Annotated in this window: 18 protein-coding genes; 7 read left to right on the forward strand and 11 right to left on the reverse strand. The window is 72.0% G+C overall.

Going from position 1 to position 15731, the window contains the following annotated elements:
- The first annotated feature begins 47 nt into the window (after positions 1-47).
- Positions 48-704: a TetR/AcrR family transcriptional regulator gene (locus Vgi01_RS11550; protein ID WP_204291003.1), complete on the forward strand. Its 657-nt coding sequence runs from the start codon at positions 48-50 to the stop codon at positions 702-704.
- On the opposite strand, the gene Vgi01_RS11555 is transcribed toward Vgi01_RS11550, so the two are convergent.
- On the reverse strand, positions 638-1384 hold the full coding sequence (locus tag Vgi01_RS11555; protein WP_204291004.1) for a hypothetical protein: 747 nt from the start codon (positions 1382-1384) through the stop codon (positions 638-640). The genes Vgi01_RS11550 and Vgi01_RS11555 overlap by 67 nt on opposite strands.
- Before the next feature lie 119 nt (positions 1385-1503).
- Complete coding sequence (locus Vgi01_RS11560) at positions 1504-2751, reverse strand: glycoside hydrolase family 16 protein (RefSeq protein ID WP_102656909.1); 1248 nt, start codon at positions 2749-2751, stop codon at positions 1504-1506.
- A gap of 187 nt (positions 2752-2938) precedes the next feature.
- Here Vgi01_RS11560 and Vgi01_RS11565 point away from each other — a divergent pair, with 187 nt between their 5' ends.
- Positions 2939-3652: a Clp protease N-terminal domain-containing protein gene (locus Vgi01_RS11565; protein WP_102656910.1), complete on the forward strand. Its 714-nt coding sequence runs from the start codon at positions 2939-2941 to the stop codon at positions 3650-3652.
- A 4-nt stretch (positions 3653-3656) separates the two neighbouring features.
- Here Vgi01_RS11565 and Vgi01_RS11570 read toward each other — a convergent pair whose 3' ends face one another.
- The gene (locus Vgi01_RS11570) at positions 3657-4175 is read right to left on the reverse strand and encodes a hypothetical protein (protein ID WP_102656911.1); all 519 of its coding nucleotides are present in this window, start codon (positions 4173-4175) and stop codon (positions 3657-3659) included.
- Between the two features lie 142 nt (positions 4176-4317).
- Positions 4318-4530, reverse strand: coding sequence for a hypothetical protein (locus tag Vgi01_RS11575; RefSeq protein WP_233196670.1), 213 nt, complete (start codon positions 4528-4530; stop codon positions 4318-4320).
- 177 nt (positions 4531-4707) lie between these two features.
- Here Vgi01_RS11575 and Vgi01_RS11580 point away from each other — a divergent pair, with 177 nt between their 5' ends.
- Positions 4708-5367: a GNAT family N-acetyltransferase gene (locus Vgi01_RS11580; RefSeq protein ID WP_102656912.1), complete on the forward strand. Its 660-nt coding sequence runs from the start codon at positions 4708-4710 to the stop codon at positions 5365-5367.
- A 175-nt stretch (positions 5368-5542) separates the two neighbouring features.
- On the opposite strand, the gene Vgi01_RS11585 is transcribed toward Vgi01_RS11580, so the two are convergent.
- The 4 genes from Vgi01_RS11585 to Vgi01_RS11600 form a co-directional block, all read right to left on the reverse strand.
- Positions 5543-6241, reverse strand: coding sequence for a TetR/AcrR family transcriptional regulator (locus Vgi01_RS11585; RefSeq protein ID WP_204291005.1), 699 nt, complete (start codon positions 6239-6241; stop codon positions 5543-5545).
- Positions 6204-6698 carry a thiol-disulfide oxidoreductase DCC family protein gene (locus tag Vgi01_RS11590; RefSeq protein WP_102656913.1) on the reverse strand — a complete coding sequence of 165 codons (495 nt, stop codon included), beginning with the start codon at positions 6696-6698 and terminating at the stop codon, positions 6204-6206. Before Vgi01_RS11590 ends, Vgi01_RS11585 begins: the two co-directional genes overlap by 38 nt.
- Positions 6695-7345, reverse strand: coding sequence for a hypothetical protein (locus Vgi01_RS30600; RefSeq protein ID WP_239088904.1), 651 nt, complete (start codon positions 7343-7345; stop codon positions 6695-6697). Before Vgi01_RS30600 ends, Vgi01_RS11590 begins: the two co-directional genes overlap by 4 nt.
- Positions 7346-7416: 71 nt before the next feature.
- Complete coding sequence (locus tag Vgi01_RS11600; RefSeq protein WP_204291006.1) at positions 7417-8892, reverse strand: glycoside hydrolase family 3 N-terminal domain-containing protein; 1476 nt, start codon at positions 8890-8892, stop codon at positions 7417-7419.
- Positions 8893-9033: 141 nt separating this feature from the next.
- Between Vgi01_RS11600 and Vgi01_RS11605 the strand changes: the two genes are divergently transcribed.
- Positions 9034-10209, forward strand: a complete 1176-nt coding sequence (locus Vgi01_RS11605) for an ROK family transcriptional regulator (protein WP_204291007.1) — start codon at positions 9034-9036, stop codon at positions 10207-10209.
- Between the two features lie 15 nt (positions 10210-10224).
- Here Vgi01_RS11605 and Vgi01_RS11610 read toward each other — a convergent pair whose 3' ends face one another.
- Together Vgi01_RS11610 and Vgi01_RS11615 are read right to left on the reverse strand one after the other, a co-directional pair.
- Positions 10225-11238 carry an ABC transporter permease subunit gene (locus tag Vgi01_RS11610; RefSeq protein ID WP_204291008.1) on the reverse strand — a complete coding sequence of 338 codons (1014 nt, stop codon included), beginning with the start codon at positions 11236-11238 and terminating at the stop codon, positions 10225-10227.
- Complete coding sequence (locus tag Vgi01_RS11615; RefSeq protein ID WP_204291009.1) at positions 11235-12245, reverse strand: ABC transporter ATP-binding protein; 1011 nt, start codon at positions 12243-12245, stop codon at positions 11235-11237. Before Vgi01_RS11615 ends, Vgi01_RS11610 begins: the two co-directional genes overlap by 4 nt.
- 130 nt (positions 12246-12375) lie before the next feature.
- On the opposite strand from Vgi01_RS11615, the gene Vgi01_RS11620 reads away from it, so the two are divergent.
- Both Vgi01_RS11620 and Vgi01_RS11625 read left to right on the forward strand, forming a co-directional pair.
- Positions 12376-13218, forward strand: a complete 843-nt coding sequence (locus Vgi01_RS11620) for an ABC transporter ATP-binding protein (protein ID WP_239088905.1) — start codon at positions 12376-12378, stop codon at positions 13216-13218.
- A gap of 78 nt (positions 13219-13296) precedes the next feature.
- Entirely contained in the window at positions 13297-14196 is a 900-nt protein-coding gene (locus Vgi01_RS11625) for a ribokinase (protein ID WP_102656918.1), read from the forward strand.
- A gap of 8 nt (positions 14197-14204) precedes the next feature.
- On the opposite strand, the gene ftrA is transcribed toward Vgi01_RS11625, so the two are convergent.
- A complete protein-coding gene (ftrA, locus tag Vgi01_RS11630; RefSeq protein ID WP_204291010.1) occupies positions 14205-15197 on the reverse strand; it encodes a transcriptional regulator FtrA in 993 nt (330 codons plus the stop codon).
- Between the two features lie 72 nt (positions 15198-15269).
- On the opposite strand from ftrA, the gene Vgi01_RS11635 reads away from it, so the two are divergent.
- A complete protein-coding gene (locus Vgi01_RS11635; RefSeq protein WP_204291011.1) occupies positions 15270-15728 on the forward strand; it encodes a rhodanese-like domain-containing protein in 459 nt (152 codons plus the stop codon).
- Positions 15729-15731 lie beyond the last annotated feature (3 nt).

Raw genomic sequence — 15731 nt, forward strand, 5'->3', positions numbered from 1 at the left:
CGACCGTACTATACACTCGTACTACCAACCGACCAGAGAGGGTGACGGTGCCGAAGCTGTCCGACCATGACGAGCGTCGAGGGCAGATCCTCGCCGCGCTCCTGCGCATCGCGGCCAGTCGCGGGCTGCACGCCGCGAGCATGCGGACGGTGGCCGCCGAGGCGGGCGTCTCGGTCAGCACCGTGCAGTACTACTTCCACAGCAAGGAGCAACTGCTCTTCGCCGGCCTGCGACACCAGGCCGAGATGGTCGGCCGGCGGGCAGCCGGCAGTGTGCCGACCGGTGCCGGTCGGGACGGCGTACGCGCCTGGTTGGTCCAGATCATCCCCGTCGACGCCGAGCAGCGCGCCGCGTACACCGTCTTCGCCGCATACCATGCGCTCGCGCTGACCGACCCGGCGCTGGCCGAGCTCTCCTACAGCCGGTACTCCCGCGATCTGGAGACGTTGCTCGGCGAACTGCTCCGCGCAGCGCAACGAGCCGGCGAGGTGTCCGACGAGTGCGACGTCGAGGCGGAGGCGGTCAACCTGCTGGCCCTGGCAACCGGCCTGGCCGACGGGGTGATGGCGGCGATGCGGACGCCCGAGACGGCCATCGCCCTGCTGGACTACCAGCTCGACCGGCTCTTCGCCGGTGCTCAGCGATCGGCGTCGGCGCGTTCGACGGTGAGGTGCGATACCCCGGCGGTCGCGTCGATGTCGTAGCGGTCGGTCACCGCCTCCCACTGCGGGGCGGTGAACGTGCTGCCGCCGGCCACGCCGGAGTGGGTGGTGCCGTCGATGGTGACCGAGCCGGCGCCACCGCCAGCGCGCACCTGGACCGGCGCATCGGTGCCGAGGCGTACGAGGACCTGGCTCGCGCCGCCGCCGAGGACGGTGCGTTGGGTGCCGGTGGGTGCGGGCAGCGTCAACTCGACCCGGTTCGCGCCTGCGGTGAACTCGACCCCGCTCACCCGGCCGTTGCTCAGGTCCAGGTGCTGCTCCTTGGCTCCGCCGTCGAGCCGGATGTGCCAGCGTACCGACTCGCGCAGCACCACCTCGACGATCGCCGGACCGTCCTTGCCGGTGTCGCGCAGGCTTGCCATCAGGGTCTCGTCGGTGCGCGAGACGGTCGGCCGGACGCTGGCGTCGCGCGGGGTGGACACCCGGTAGGCGTCCTCGCCCAGGTCGGCGGTGCGCACCCGGATCACGTCCGCGCCGTCGAGCAGGACGAAAGTGGCCTCCTGCAGATCGTCGGCGGCACCGGTGACGACGTGTCCGGCTCGCCCGTCTCCGCGTACCGTCACCCAGGTCCAACTGGCGACCAGCACCACCACCACGAGCACCAGCACACCGCCGAGCCACCACCAGAGCTGTCGCCCGCCGCTCGTCCGCGCGTCGTCCATCTCGCCTCCCGCACCTCGGTGACTGTTGCCGGCTACTACCCACCGCGCCCGTCACCGACGCTTACGTACCGGGGCGCACCATCGTTCGACGACGATGCGCCCCGGCGAGGGGTGCCTGCTCAGGCCCGTGACCACTTCTGGTTGGCGGTGCCGCCGCAGTCCCACAGTTGCAGTCGGCCGCCGTTTGCGGGGTTGTTGTCCCGGACGTCGACGCAGCGGTTCGCGTTGAGGTTGACCAGGTCCCCGGCGGCGTTGAGGGTGAAGCGTTGAGCCGGGTTGCCGTTGCAGGTGACCAGGTTGACCTCGGTGCCGTTGGCGGTGCCGGCCCAGGCCGGGTCCATGCACTTGCCCATGGCGCGGATCGTGCCGTCGGCGGCGAAGGTCCACGCCTGTGCGGCGGTGGTGTTGCAGTCCCAGATCTGCAGCGGCGCGCCGTCGTACGGGTTGGCGCTGGGGATGTCGATGCAGCGACCGCTCTGCTGGCCGCGGATCCGGGTGGTCCCGGTGTTGCCGTCCGGGACGTACCCGTGGACGCGGACGTAGTCGACGAGCATCTGCTGCGGGAACTGGGTGCTGCCGTCCGGGTAGCCGGGCCAGTTACCGCCCACCGCCACGTTGAGGATCATGAAGAAGGGGTGGTCGTAGACCCAGCGGTTGCCGCCGAGGCGGCTCGGGTCGACCCGGAAGAACTCCTGGCCGTCGAGGTACCAGCGGATGACGTTCGGTTCCCAGTCCACCCGGTAGGTGTGGAAGGCGTCGGCCAGCGGCTGCCCGATGGTGCGGCTGCCGGTGATCCCGCCGCCGCCGGAGTAGCCCGGTCCGTGGATGGTGCCGTGCACGGTGTTGGGCTCCCGGCCGACGTTCTCCATGATGTCGATCTCGCCCGAGGCCGGCCAGCCGACGTTGCCGAAGTCGTTGCCGAGCATCCAGAACGCCGGCCAGATGCCCTGCCCTCGGGGGATCTTGATGCGCGCCTCGAATCGGCCGTACGCCTGGTTGAAGGTGGCCGCGGTCAGCAGCCGCGCCGAGGTGTACTCGCACCGGCCGTAGTGGCACTGGTAGTTGGCCGGGTTCTCCCGCCGGGCGGTGATGACCAGGTTGCCCTGGCCGTCGTGCACAGCGTTGCTGGTGCTGTTCGTGTAGTACTGCCGTTCGTTGTTGCCCCAGCCGTGGCCGCCGATGTCGAAGCGCCACTTGGACTGGTCGACCGGGGTGCCGGCCGGGGCGTTGAACTCGTCCTGCCAGGTGAGCCCGCCGATGGCGGCGGCGGCCGGGGTGGCGCTCACGGGTACGACGAGGGTGCTGGCGACGAGGGCCGCGACCAGGACGGCGGCCGGTCGTCGGAGCCTGCGGGAGATGACGGACATGATTGATCTCCTTGAGGTGGACGGACGAAGCGGGCGCCCCGGCGAGGAGGGGAGAGCGCTCTCCATATCGCAGTCTGTCGATGTGAACGGAATTAGTCAAGGTTGTTAACAGCGATCTTCTTTGAAGTCTGCCCGAGATCGTCAACCTGGGGTTGACGGGGGGAGTGCGTCAACCTACGGTTGACGCATGACGAATCCTGTCCAGATGACCAGTACGGTCCGGCTCGACGACCTGATCCAGACCATCAAGCAGACCCACACCGACGCCCTCGACCAGCTCGCCGGGGCGGTCCTGGTCGCCGACCACATCGGCGACGTGGCCGACCATCTCATCGGCCACTTCGTCGACCAGGCCCGCCGCTCCGGCGCGTCGTGGACCGAGATCGGCCGCAGCATGGGGGTGAGCAAGCAGGCCGCGCAGAAGCGCTTCGTCGCCGGGACGATGGACCCCCAGGAGGGCTTCCAGCGGTTCACCCCACGCGCCCGCAACGTGGTGGCCGCCGCGCACAACGAGGCGAAGGCCGCCGGCAGCGCCCACACCACCCCGGCGCACCTGGTGCTCGGGCTGCTCGCCGAGCCGGAGGCCCTGGCCGCGAGGGCGCTGGCCGCTGCCGGTGTGTCGACCGAGGCGGTACGGGAGGCCGCCACCGCCGCGCTGCCACCGGCGGCCGACGAGGCGCCCGACCTGATCCCGTACGACGCTGCGGGCAAGAAGGCGCTGGAGTTGACCTTCCGGGAGGCGCTGCGGCTCGGGCACAACTACATCGGCACCGAGCACATCCTGCTGGCGCTGCTGGAGCAGGAGGACGGCGACGGAGTGCTTACCGGACTCGGGGTGACCAAGGCCGCCACGGAGGCGAACATCGTGGCGACCCTGGACAAGCTCCGGGTGTTCGAATAGGCGGTCAGCCGGCGGTGGGGAAGCCGTACCGGGCGGCGTGCTCCGGGTCGGCCGGGTCGATCTGGCGCAGGCCGGTGTCGGCGAGGCGCTTGTTCACCTCGTCGAGGTGCTCGCGCACCAGTCGGGCCTCCTCCTCGGTGACCCGCCCCCGGTGCGGCTTGCCCGCGTGCTCGATGGTGCCGTAGTCGATCTTCTCGGTGGCCCGCCGCGCCTTGGGCGGGCGTACCCGCTCGGCGGTCTTGAGCAACTGGGCCATCGGCATGTCGGTGGCCATCGCGTCGAACTCGCTCGCGGTCAGCACCACCCGGCGCGGCTCGCCGTGGCCGTGCCGGTCATGAATCTCGATCACCGCCACGTCCAGCGCGGCGTCGTCGAGGCTCTCCACCTCCACCGGGGTCGCGTCCAACTGCACGGGCCCGGCCACCAGGTCAGGGTGCTCGAGGACGACGACGCGGACCGCCTCGTCGTCGGGGCCCAGCACCGTGCCGCTGAAGTCGGAGACGCGGATCGTCTTCTTGCCCATGGGTGCGCTAGCTCCTGTCGTAACCGGTCGGAGGACCAGCAGACGTTACCCGACAGGTGTGCGAACGGCGGTGCTGGCTCGCCGTCGGAGTCGGCGCGGCCACTCGGGCTGCGGCGGGGAGAAAACGGCGGTCGCCGCCGGGTCAGTGCGTGTTGAGATGGCGGGCCGAACTGCCCACCGGAAGTCGGTTCAGCGCCTCCCAGGACAGCGGGCCGGTACGGCGGCTGCGGTGTGGCGGTTGGTCGGGGAATCGTCGCGCGGCGCGGCCGTCCGGCCAGATCCGGGTGAGGTCCTGCTGGTGACGGTCGTGCGGTTGCATCGGCATGAGCCCACCGTTCCAGAGAAAGTTGTACATGTATGGAATTGGGTATGACGGTAGACCGCTGACCGGGGTTCCGGTGCCCAGCGAAGATCACGCCGAGGTCACTCGTGCCGAGGTCTCGCGCCGACGCGTTCCGGCCGGACGGTCGGCGTCGCAGCCCCGATCCGTCGTACGGTGGGCGGGCGGCAGCGACGGCGCAGGAGGTGGACGGTGCGTGACCGGCGGCTCCAGTTGCACCTGGCCACCTGGCTGGGGCGGTGGCCGGCACCCGCAGGGCTGCACGTGGTCGGTTCCTGGCGACGCAGTCAGCCGGCCTGGGACGGCCGACTGCGACCGGCGATCGCGGTCACCGCCGGCACCAGCACCGTGCTGTCCGTACCGACCGACCGGGTCGCCGCGGTACGCGACCTGGCCCGCCGGCCCGACACGCTGCTGCCCACCCTGCCGGCGGCGGTCGGCGAGCCGGGCTGGGCGGTGCACGACGACGTGTTCCGCTGGACCATGGCACCCGCGCCACTGCCCGAGGTCGGCGAGTGGGTCGCCCCCACCATCCTCGGCCTGCCGTCCTGGCTGCGGCTGTTCGACCGGCCCGTGCTGGTGGTCCGCGACGATCAGGGCCGCTACCTGGCCGGTGTCGGGATCAAGCGGCACGACCAGTTCGGGCACGAGCTGGCGGTGGGCACGGTGCCCTCGGCCCGCGGGCGCGGACTGGCGCGGCGGCTGGTCGCCCAGGCGGCCCGGCGGGTGCTCGACGAGGGTGCCGTGCCGACCTATCTGCACGACCGGGCCAACGCTGCCTCGGCAAGGGTCGCCGAGGCGGCCGGCTTCCCGGACCGGGGCTGGCGGTCGTACGGGGTCTACCCCAGTTGACCTGCGACGGCAGGGCGCGGACCGTGGATCCCGGGCCGGATCCACGGTCCGCAGCCTCCCCCCAGGTCCGCGTGCGGCTCGCTGCCGATCACGCTACGTATCCGGTTGCTTCCACGGCAAGCATCCAACGTCGATTCACTGCTGTCCAATAGTGGACTTGACCAGCGCAAACGGGTCAGTGGCGCAGCATGCGAAGCAGTTCGACGATCTGCCGGGTGACTGGCCGCAGCACCCGCAGCCGGGAGAGCGAGACCAGCCGGTCGATCAACGGCACCGCGCCGTCGATAAGCGTCCGGGTGCGGGTCTGCCCCGGCGAGCGGTCGTAGACCCAGTAGAGCACCGTCCCCATGTACGCCAGCCAGAGCAACTCCGGCAGGTGGGGACGCAGTTCCGGATCGACCTTGCTGGTGGAGCCCGCCAGCACCTCGGTGAAGAGTTCGATGGACGCCTGACGCGGCCCGGCCGTCTCGGACGAGAACGGGCTCAGCGGCGAGCTGGGCTCGGCGGCGACCTTGAAGAAGCTGGCCGCGAACTCGTGCGACGGGGTCAACACGTCGATGGCCGCGTGCAGCACCCCGGCCAGTCGGGCGGCGAACTCGCTCTCCCGCTCCAGCACCGGCCGCGCCGCAGCCCGGTGTTCGTCCTGGGTCCGGCTGTAGAACTCCTGGATCAGGCGTTCCTTGGAGTCGAAGTAGTAGTAGGCGTTGCCGACCGCCACCCCGGCCTCTTCCGCGATGGCGCGCATGGTGGTGCGGGCGTAGCCGCGCTCGCGGAACAGCCGAATCGCGGTTTCCAGGATCAACTGCCGGGTCTGCTCGCCCCGGGCGGTCGGCGCTTCACCCGCAGCGGTCGTCGGCACAGGCTGGTCGGTCATCCGGGCCACCGTATCCCGCCGGCCCGTCGAGCGACGGCGGCCCCGGTTCGCGGACATGTTCGCGGATCGCCGAGGCGGCGGCCACCATCCGTCGAGCCAGTGGCAGCAGGTGCGGGCTCGACAGGCGTTCGGCCGTCGCCCGGTACTCGGCCAGCGCCCACAGGCAGGCGAACCAGGCGCCGTCGCCGACGTAGACCGCCCCGGTGTCGGCCACCACAGTGATGTCGCGCAGGGTCGCGGCGTGGTCCAGGCCGGGGAAGCGCTGCCGGGCTTCGGCCGAGCCGGCCGGCACGAACTCCAGGGGTACGAGCTGCGCCCGCGACGCCAGCCAGCCGCGTGCCGCCCGGCACATCGGGCAGTGTGCGTCGTAGAGGACGGTGAAGTACCGGATGCCACCACCCCCGTGCGTGGTGGCATCCGGCGTCCCACCAGCCCGATCCGGGCCGTGGGTGCTCATCGCGGCGGCTCCGGCGGGTTCGCGGCCGGGTTCACCTGCGGAGGTGCGGCCGGGTTCACCTGCGGAGGTGCGGCCGGGTGTGCCGGCGGAGGTGCGGCCGGGTGTGCCGGCGGAGGTGCGGCCGGGGTCACCTGTGGAGGTGCGGCCGGGTGTGCCGGGCGTTGGCCGGGCGCGGCGGCCGGGTGGGGTTGCTGCATCGGCCGGAAGCCGGCCGGGTGGGGCTGCTGCATCGGCAGGAAGCCGGCCGGGGGCAGCGGCGGTGCGGTGGCCAGTTGACGTAGCCGGCTCTTCCGGTAGCGGTTGAGGGTGAAGACGTTGAAGAAGTGCAGAGCGCCGAGCACCAGCAGCACCAGGCCGATCTTCCAGGAGAGTTCCTCCATGGCCTCGCTCGTCGACCCGATCGGGTCGGAATGGCGCATCGCCACCGTCACGTAGCCGAGGTTGAGCAGGTAGAACCCGACCACCAGGAGGTTGTTCACGGCGCGGGCGAGCCGCTCGTCGGAGAACACCTCCTCCAGGAAGACCAGTCCGTTGCGGGCCAGCGTCCGGGCCACCCAGACGGTCAGACCGATGCTGACCGCCAGGTAGACCAGGTACATCCAGACTTTGATGTCCATGCCACCGCGCTCCAATTTGAACGTGTTCAAGTATCGACACGAGCCAGCGTAGGGTGGAACTTGAACATGTTCAAGAGCGACGGTCCAGAGTGGCGTACGCCTCAGCCGGCCAGACCCAGCACCTCGGCGGCGGCTAGACCGTTGGCGTGGCTGGCGCCGTAGGTGATGACGAAGGCCCGCGTGCCGGTCGGCCGCCACCTGGCCGGCCAGCCCATCTCGACCACCGCCACCGGATGCGTACCGGCCAGCGCGGCGACCAGCTCCGGCCCGCCGGGCAACTGGTGCAGCCGCCGGCCGACAAGCACGATCGGCCGGTTGCCGGCCCGCCGCCGAAGCTCCTCCGGGTCGGCCTCGGTGGCCACCACCTCGATCAGCTCGGTGCCGTGCAGGTGCGGGCCGAGACCCCACGGCACCCGCCCCTGCACGACTGTCGACCGCGCGTGCACCTGCACCACAAGCGGATGGTCCAACCCGGCCAGCGAGCCCTCCACCCGGACGGCACGACGGGCCGCCGCGTACCCCAGGTCGGCGGAGGAGACGGCGGCCGGGCCGGCGGCGGCGGTGTTCGGGGTCGACGGCACCTGGGTCCAGTCGGCAAGCTCCGCCGCGCGTCCGGCGGCCTGCTCGACCCGGTCCCGCGCCAGCCGGCCGTCGCCCACCGCCGTGACGATCTCGGTGGCCACCTGTTCGACCAGGTCGGCGTCCACCTTGGCGCCGATGCAGAGCAGATCCGCGCCCGCGGCCAGGGCGCGTACCGCGCCGGGGGCGATCCCGCCGGCCGCGAGCGCGGCGCCCTTCATCTCCAACGCATCGGTGATCACCGCACCGGTGAAGCCGTACTCGTGGCGCAGCAGGTCGACCAGGACGGCCTGGCTGAACGTGGCCGGCCCCGCGCCGGTCAGGGCCGGTACCCGGATGTGGGCGGTCATCACCGCCCTGGCTCCGGCCGCGATCACCGCGGCGAACGGCGGCAGGTCCCTGCGGCGCAGCACCTCCGGCGGCACGTCCACGGTGGGTAGTTCGTAATGCGAGTCGGTCACCGTCGCGCCGTGCCCGGGGAAGTGCTTGGCGCAGGCGGCCACCCCGCCGGCCTGGAGGCCGGCGACCGCGGCGGCGGAGTGTGCGGCGACCCGCGCCGGATCGGCGCCGAACGACCGGGTGCCGATCACCGGGTTGTCGTCGGTGCTGTTGACGTCGACGGTGGGCGCCAGGTTCACGGTGACGCCGAGCGCCGCCAACTCCGCGCCGATGGCCTGGTGGATGTCCCGGGTCAACGCCTCGTCGTCGATCGCGCCGAGCGCCGCGTTGCCCGGGTACGGGCTGCCGGTGGCGTGCGCCAACCGGGTGACGTCGCCGCCCTCCTCGTCGATGGCCACGAGGACGTCGGCCCGCGCGGTGCGCAACGCGGCCGTACTCGCCGCCACCTGTGCCGGTTCGTCGATGTTGCGGCCGAACAGGGTGTGCCCGGCCAGTCCGTCGGCGACCAACTCGACCGCCCAGTCGGGTGGGGTCGGTCCCGGGTACGCGGCCAGCAGGGTGCCCAGGGCGAGCCGGCGAAGTCCCGGATCCAGCCGCACGGTTTCTCCTTCCGGTGCCGGCGGCGCTGATCGTGGTGCCGGATCGGCTGAACGATCCGTTTCCACCCTGCCGATACGCTACGGCTACCCGTTCGTAGCAAAGTTATAGTTTGCAAAGCTCACTAAATTCGAGGACATGGCATGAGTGCGACCCGGCTCCCCGGCACCCCACGGCTGTTGCGGGCTCTCAACGACCGTGCGGCGCTGGAACTGCTGCTGGAGCAGGGGCCACTGACCCGGGCCCGGATCGGTGAGCTGACCGGCCTGTCCAAGGTCACCGCGTCCCAACTGGTGGAACGGTTGGAGGAACGCGGTCTGGTCACCCGGGTCGGTGAGCAGGCCGGCGGGCGCGGGCCGAACGCCCAGCTCTACGCCGTGCGACCGAGCAGCGCGTACGTGGTCGGGGTGGACGTCGGTCCGGAGCGGGTGGTCGCCGCCTGCGCCGACATCACCGGCACGGTCGCCGGTCGGGTGGAACAGTCCACGAAGGACACCGACGATCCGGTGGGCGTGGTGCACAACGCCGTGGTCCAGGCGGCCAGCAGTGCCGGAGCCGAACTGTCGAGCGTACGGCGGATCGTGCTCGGCACCCCCGGCCTGGTCGATCCGGGCACCGGCGACATCACCTTCGCCTTCAACCTGCCCCGCTGGCACCGCGGTCTGCTCGCCGCGCTCCGCGACGACCTGGACACCCCGGTGGTCTTCGAGAACGACGTAAACCTCGCCGCGGTGGCCGAGGCGCAGTCCGGCGCGGCCCAGGGCATGTCCGACTTCGTGCTGGTCTGGATCGGTGCCGGCGTTGGTCTGGCGATCATGCTGGGCGGGCGGCTGCACCACGGCAGCAGCGGCGCGGCCGGCGAGATCGGCTACCTGCCGGTGCCCGGTGCGCCGATCCCACGCGACGTGTCCCGCCGCGCCAAGCCGGCGTTCCAGCAGCTCGCCGGGGCGGACGCGATCCGTGCCCTGGCGAGCGAACACGGCTACCCCGACGGTGGCGCCGCCGAGGCGGTGAAGGCCGCCATCGCCGCCGGTACGGCCGGCGGACCGATGCTCGACGAGGTGGCCCGTCGGCTCGCCCTCGGTGTGGCGAGCACCTGCGTGGTGCTGGACCCGCCGCTTGTCGTGCTCGCCGGCGAGGTCGGCCAGGCCGGCGGGGCCGCGCTGGCCGAGCGGGTGCAGCACGAGGTCGCCGCCATCACGCTGGTCCGCCCCCGGGTGGTGCCCACCGGCCTGCCCGAGGAGCCGATCCTGCGCGGCGCACTGCGCACCGCCCTCGACGCCGTCCGCGACGAGGTCTTCGGCTCCACGGTCGGCTGAGCGCCGACGCAGGCGTCAGATCAGGTCGCGGCGGCGGAACACGGCGAACGCGGTGGTGGTGAGCCCGGCGGTGAACAGCAGCAGGACCACGAACGCCAGGTGCCAGGTCAGCGGGTACGTGCCGTTGCAGTACCCGGTGAAGGCGTCAGCGCAGGGCGTGGCGTCCCAGAACCGCAGCTCGCCGGCCAGCCACGCGCCCACGTGGTTGCTGAGCAGCAGCTGGTCCGGCCGGGAGACGTCCAGGATCTGCATCATGATCCGCCCGCCCATCTCCCACACCACCAGGTAGGCCAGCACCGCGCCGACCGCCGCCGCGGTGTGCCGACCCACGGTGGCGAGGGCGAAGCCGATCGCCGTGGCGAACAACACCAACCCGACGCCCCGGCCCCACCGGGCGGCCAGGTCGGCCCAGAAGGTCGCATCGGTCGGCCCCGGATAGCCGGCGACCTGGGCGATGACCCAGAAGGTGACCAGGTACGCCACCGAGGCGAGCACCGACAACACCAGGACCGCGCCGAGCAGGGTGCCCAGTTTGGTGCCGAGGACGGTCATCCGCCGGGGGCGCCACAGCAACAGGTTGACCACCCCGCCGGAGTTCAGGTCGGCGCCGATGTAGGAGGCACCGACCAGGAAGCCGAACAGAACCAGGAAGGCCACCAGGAAGTACAGCAGCGCCTCGGCCTGCTGGGTGAAGGTGAACACGTCGGTGAGGTAGTTGGCAGCCGTCGGCGACCAACCCTGCACCACCGGATCGATCTCGCTGCAGTCGGCGGGCAGGTAGTGGTTGCGGTCCTGGGCCCACGCCTCACCGCGGTCCCGGGCCAGGCAGCGGGCGTGCTCCCGCTCAATCACGCTGCGCTCGGCCGCAGCCTGCTGCTCGGCCGCGGCCACTTCGGCGCTCGTGGGTGTGTGTGAGCTGGCCAGGGTGGTCCCCGCCGTCACCACGAACGCCAACATCAGCAGGAGCACCATCAGCTGCACGAATCGGCGGGCGGCCAGCCGCTCCGCCTCGGCGCGGATCAGGTTCACGCCTGCACTCCCCGGAACTCGTCGAGATCGATCGACGGTGCGCCGGACAAGCCGGGTGCGGATCCACCGTCGGTCTGCCGGGGGAGCGTCGGCTGCTGCCCGGCACCTGTCAACTCCAGGAAGACGCTCTCCAGATCCGGCCGTACCGGGGTCAGTTCGCGTACCCAGACATCCTGCTCGCCCAGCGTCCGGCTGATCAGCGTCGGGTCCGGTACGCCACCGACCACCAGATGGTCGGCGTGCGCGGTGACGGTCAGCCCGGCCGCCTGCAACAGCTGCTCGGCCCGGGTCAGGTCGTCGGCACGGACCAGACACTCGTTGCGGTCGAACCCGGCCAGCACCTCGGTCACCGGGCCGGCCGTCACCCGCTGGCCCCGCGAAATGATCGTGACGTGGTCGCAGATCAGCTGGATCTCGGCCAGGATGTGGCTGGAGACCAGCACGGTCACCCCGTTGCCGGCCAGCGTCCGCATCAGGTCCCGCATCTCCCGGATGCCCGCCGGGTCCAGCCCGTTGGCCGGCTCGTCGAGAATCAGCAGCTCGGGTCGTTTGAGCAGGGCCGAGGCCACCGCCAGCCGTTGCTTCATGCCCAGCGAGTAACCCTTGACCCGATCGTGGCCACGATCGCGCAGGCCGACCTGCTCCAGCGCCTCGTCGACCCGGCTGACCGGTACGCCACCCGCCACGGCGAGCAGCCGCAGGGTGCGGTGGCCGGTGAAGTTGCCGAAGAACTGTGGGCTCTCCACGATCGCGCCCACCCGGTGGGCCACCTGGGGCAGCGACTGCGGTGCGTCGGCACCGAACACCCGCATCTGTCCCGCATCGGCGCGGACCAGCCCGAGCAGCGCCCGCAGGGTGGTCGTCTTACCCGACCCGTTGGGGCCCAGGAAGCCGTGCACCTGACCGGCCTCGACCAGCAGGTCGAAGCCGGCGACGGCGACCCGGTGGCCCTTGCGTACGCTGCGGAAAGTCTTCCGCAGACCCTCGATCTCGATGACCCCGCTCACGCGGAGGGTCCCCGACGACGACCGGGCATGAACGGCCCCTCCGGATCAGGTGAGCAACGACACGGCGCTCACCCTACGGCGGCAGCGCCCGCCCGTGGGGGCGGCACGCGATGCGTGGTTGGATGGGCGGGTGACTGGTGACCTGATCGCTGGCGCCGGTGGCGCCACACCCGCCCCTGCATCCATGGACGCGGATCTGGTGGTCAGCCTCGACGGCGTCGGCGTACGCCGGTCCGGCACCGCCCTGCTGCACGACGTCGACTGGCGGGTGGAGTCGGACGAACGCTGGGTGGTGCTGGGCCCCAACGGTGCGGGCAAGACCACCCTGCTCAACCTCGCCGCCGGCCGGCTGCACCCGACCACCGGCGTCGCGCACGTGCTCGGCGAGCGGATCGGCCGTACCGACCTCAACGAGCTGCGTACCCGCATCGGGTTGACCACGGCGGCGCTGGCCGAGCGGCTGCCCGCCGAGGAGAAGGTCCGCGACGTGGTGATGACCGCCGCCTGGTCGGTGGTCGGCCGCTGGCGGGAGGAGTACGACCCGGCCGACGAGGCCCGCGCCCTGGCCCTGCTCGACCAACTCGGCGCCGGCACGCTTGCCGACCGCGACTACGGCACCCTGTCCGACGGGGAGCGCAAGCGGGTGCAGATCGCCCGGGCCCTGATGACCGACCCGGAGCTGCTGCTGCTCGACGAACCGGCGGCCGGGCTCGACCTGGGCGGCCGGGAGGACCTGGTGGCCCGCCTGGCCACGCTGGCGCAGGATCCGGACGCCCCCGCGCTGGTGCTTGTCACCCACCACGTGGAGGAGATCCCGCCCGGCTTCACCCACGCGATGCTGCTGCGCGACGGCGCGGTGATGGCGCAGGGCCCGCTGGACGCGACTCTCACCGCCGACAACCTCACCAAGACCTTCGGCCTGCCGCTGCTCGTCGACCGCACCGGCGACCGCTTCACCGCCCGCGCCGCCTGACGCGGTGCAAGGAAGGGCACCTGCTTAACGTCTCCGGTAGAGCAGGGGCCCCCTGTTAACACAACGCAGGAGGCTCCGGTGCCACAGACACGAGTCGTCGTGGTGGGCAGCGCGAACATGGACCTGGTCGCCACCGCGCCGACCCTGCCCCGCCCGGGGGAGACCACCCTCGGCACCGACTTCGTCACCGTGCCCGGCGGCAAGGGCGCCAACCAGGCCATCGCCGCCGCCCGCGCCGGTGCCGCCTGCACCTTCCTCGGTGCGATCGGCTCCGACTCGTTCGGGGTGACCCTGCGGGCCCGGATCACCGCCGCCGGGGTGGACACCAGCCAGCTGCGCACCACCTACGGCGCCTCCGGGGTGGCCCTGGTGATGGTCAACGCCGAGGGTGAGAACGCCATCCTGGTCACGCCGGGGGCCAACGACTCGCTGACCGCGCTCACCGAGAGCGAGCTCGCCGCCGTACGCGATGCCGACGTGCTTGTCGCGCAGCTGGAGATTCCGGTCGAGACGGTGACCGAGGCGGCGGTCGCCGCCCGAGCCGCCGGGACCCGGGTGGTGCTCAACGCCGCACCGGCGCTACCGCTGCCGCCCGAGCTGCTGGCCGCGGTGGACCTGCTGGTGGTCAACGAGAACGAGGCGCAGGCGTACACCGGTCGGGGTCGGGAGGAGCCGCAGGCCCTGCTCGACCTGGTGCCCCGGGCGGTGCTGACCCTCGGCGCGGAGGGTGCCTGGTACGGCGATCGGGACGGCACCGCCGTGCACGTGCCCGCGACCAGAGTGGACACCGTCGACTCGACCGCCGCCGGGGACGCGTTCACCGGCGCGCTCGCGGTGGCCTGGGGTGAGGGCCGCGACCTGGTCGACGCGGTCCGCTGGGCGGCGGCGGCCGGCGCGGCCTGCGTACGCCGACTCGGCGCGAGCGTGTCGCTGCCGCACCGCGTCGAGATCGACCAGCTCTACCTCCCCGCGACCTGACCCGAGGTTCACCGGTCGACGGAGGCCGTCGCCGCCCCGTCGTGGGCGCGGAAGGCCCGTCGGTACGCCGAGGGCGACGTCCGCATCGCCCGGGTGAAGTGGTGGCGGTACGTCACCGCGGTCTCGAAACCGACCGTCGTGGCGATCTGCGCGACCGGCGCATCAGTCGTCTCCAGCAGCGCCAGGCTGGCCCGGATCCGCTGGTGGACAAGCCAGCGGATCGGGCTGGTGCCGGTGGCCCGGGCGAAGTGCCGCAGGTAGGTGCGCGGTGACATGTGGGCCTGCCGGGCCAGCCGGGCCACAGTCACCGGCTCGGCGAGGTGCGCGAGTGCCCAGGCGATGCTGCCGGCCACCCGGTCGTCGTCCGCCCTCGCCGGCACCGGCGTCTCGATGAACTGTGCCTGCCCGCCGTCGCGGTGCGGTGCGGTCACCAACCGGCGGGCCACCGCGTTGGCCACGGCCGCGCCATGGTCACGCCGTACCACGTGCACGCACAGGTCCAGACCGGCCGCGCTGCCGGCGCTCGTCAGCACGTCACCGTCGTCCACGTAGAGCACGTCGGGATCCACAGTCACCGCCGGATAGCGGCGGGCCAGCAGGTCGGCGTACCGCCAGTGGGTGGTGGCCCGGCGACCGTCGAGCAGACCGGCGGCGGCCAGCGCGAACGCGCCCGAGCAGATGGACATGAGCCGGGCACCGGCCCGGTGTGCGTGACGCAGCGCCGCCACCAGGTGCGCGGACGGTGTCGCGTGCACGTCGCCGACGCCGGGCACGATCACCGTTGCGGCCTCGGCCAGCACGTCCAGGCCGTACGGGCTGTGCAGGGTGGCGCCACCGATCACCGGCACCGGGCCGGGGCGCTCGGCGCACAGCCGCAGGTCGTACCAGGGCACGCCGAGTTCGGGTCGGGGGAGTCCGAAGACCTCGGTGACGATGCCGGTCTCGAAGACCGACATTCCCGGGTACGCCAGCACGGCGACGGTACGGGCGACCGGAGCCATGGCGGGATGTTAGCGCAGTACGTCGTCACCGCCACTCCTCCGGACGCGTCCGCAGCGGTCAGGATCGGTGCCATGACCCGCGCTTTCGCCGTACCGGCCGCCGATCCCGCCACCGCCATCGGCCTCTTCCTGGCCGAGTTGAGCGTCACCACCGACGTCGCCGACGTGCACGCCGACCTCACCGCCGGGGTGCCCGACCTGGTCGTGGTGGATTCCCGGGGCGAGGCCGCCTGGGCCCAGGGCCACCTGCCCGACGCGGTGCACCTGCCCACCGCCCGAATTGCCGAGCAGGCCGCACGGGTGGTCCCGGCCGGCACCCGAGTGGTCACCTACTGCTGGGGTCCCGGCTGCGACGGCGCCACCCGGGCCGCGTTGGCCTTCGCCCGGCTCGGCTACCCGGTCAAGCAGATGCGCGGCGGCTACGAGTACTGGGTTCGCGAGGGCCTGCCGGTGGTCACCGCGACCGGGTCGACCCGTCGGCTGGTGGACGACCTGACCGCGCCCCGCCCGGCCGTCGGCTGCGACTGCTGATCA

The organism is Micromonospora gifhornensis (assembly GCF_016863515.1).
In the GTDB taxonomy this organism is placed as follows: Bacteria; Actinomycetota; Actinomycetes; order Mycobacteriales; family Micromonosporaceae; genus Micromonospora; species Micromonospora gifhornensis.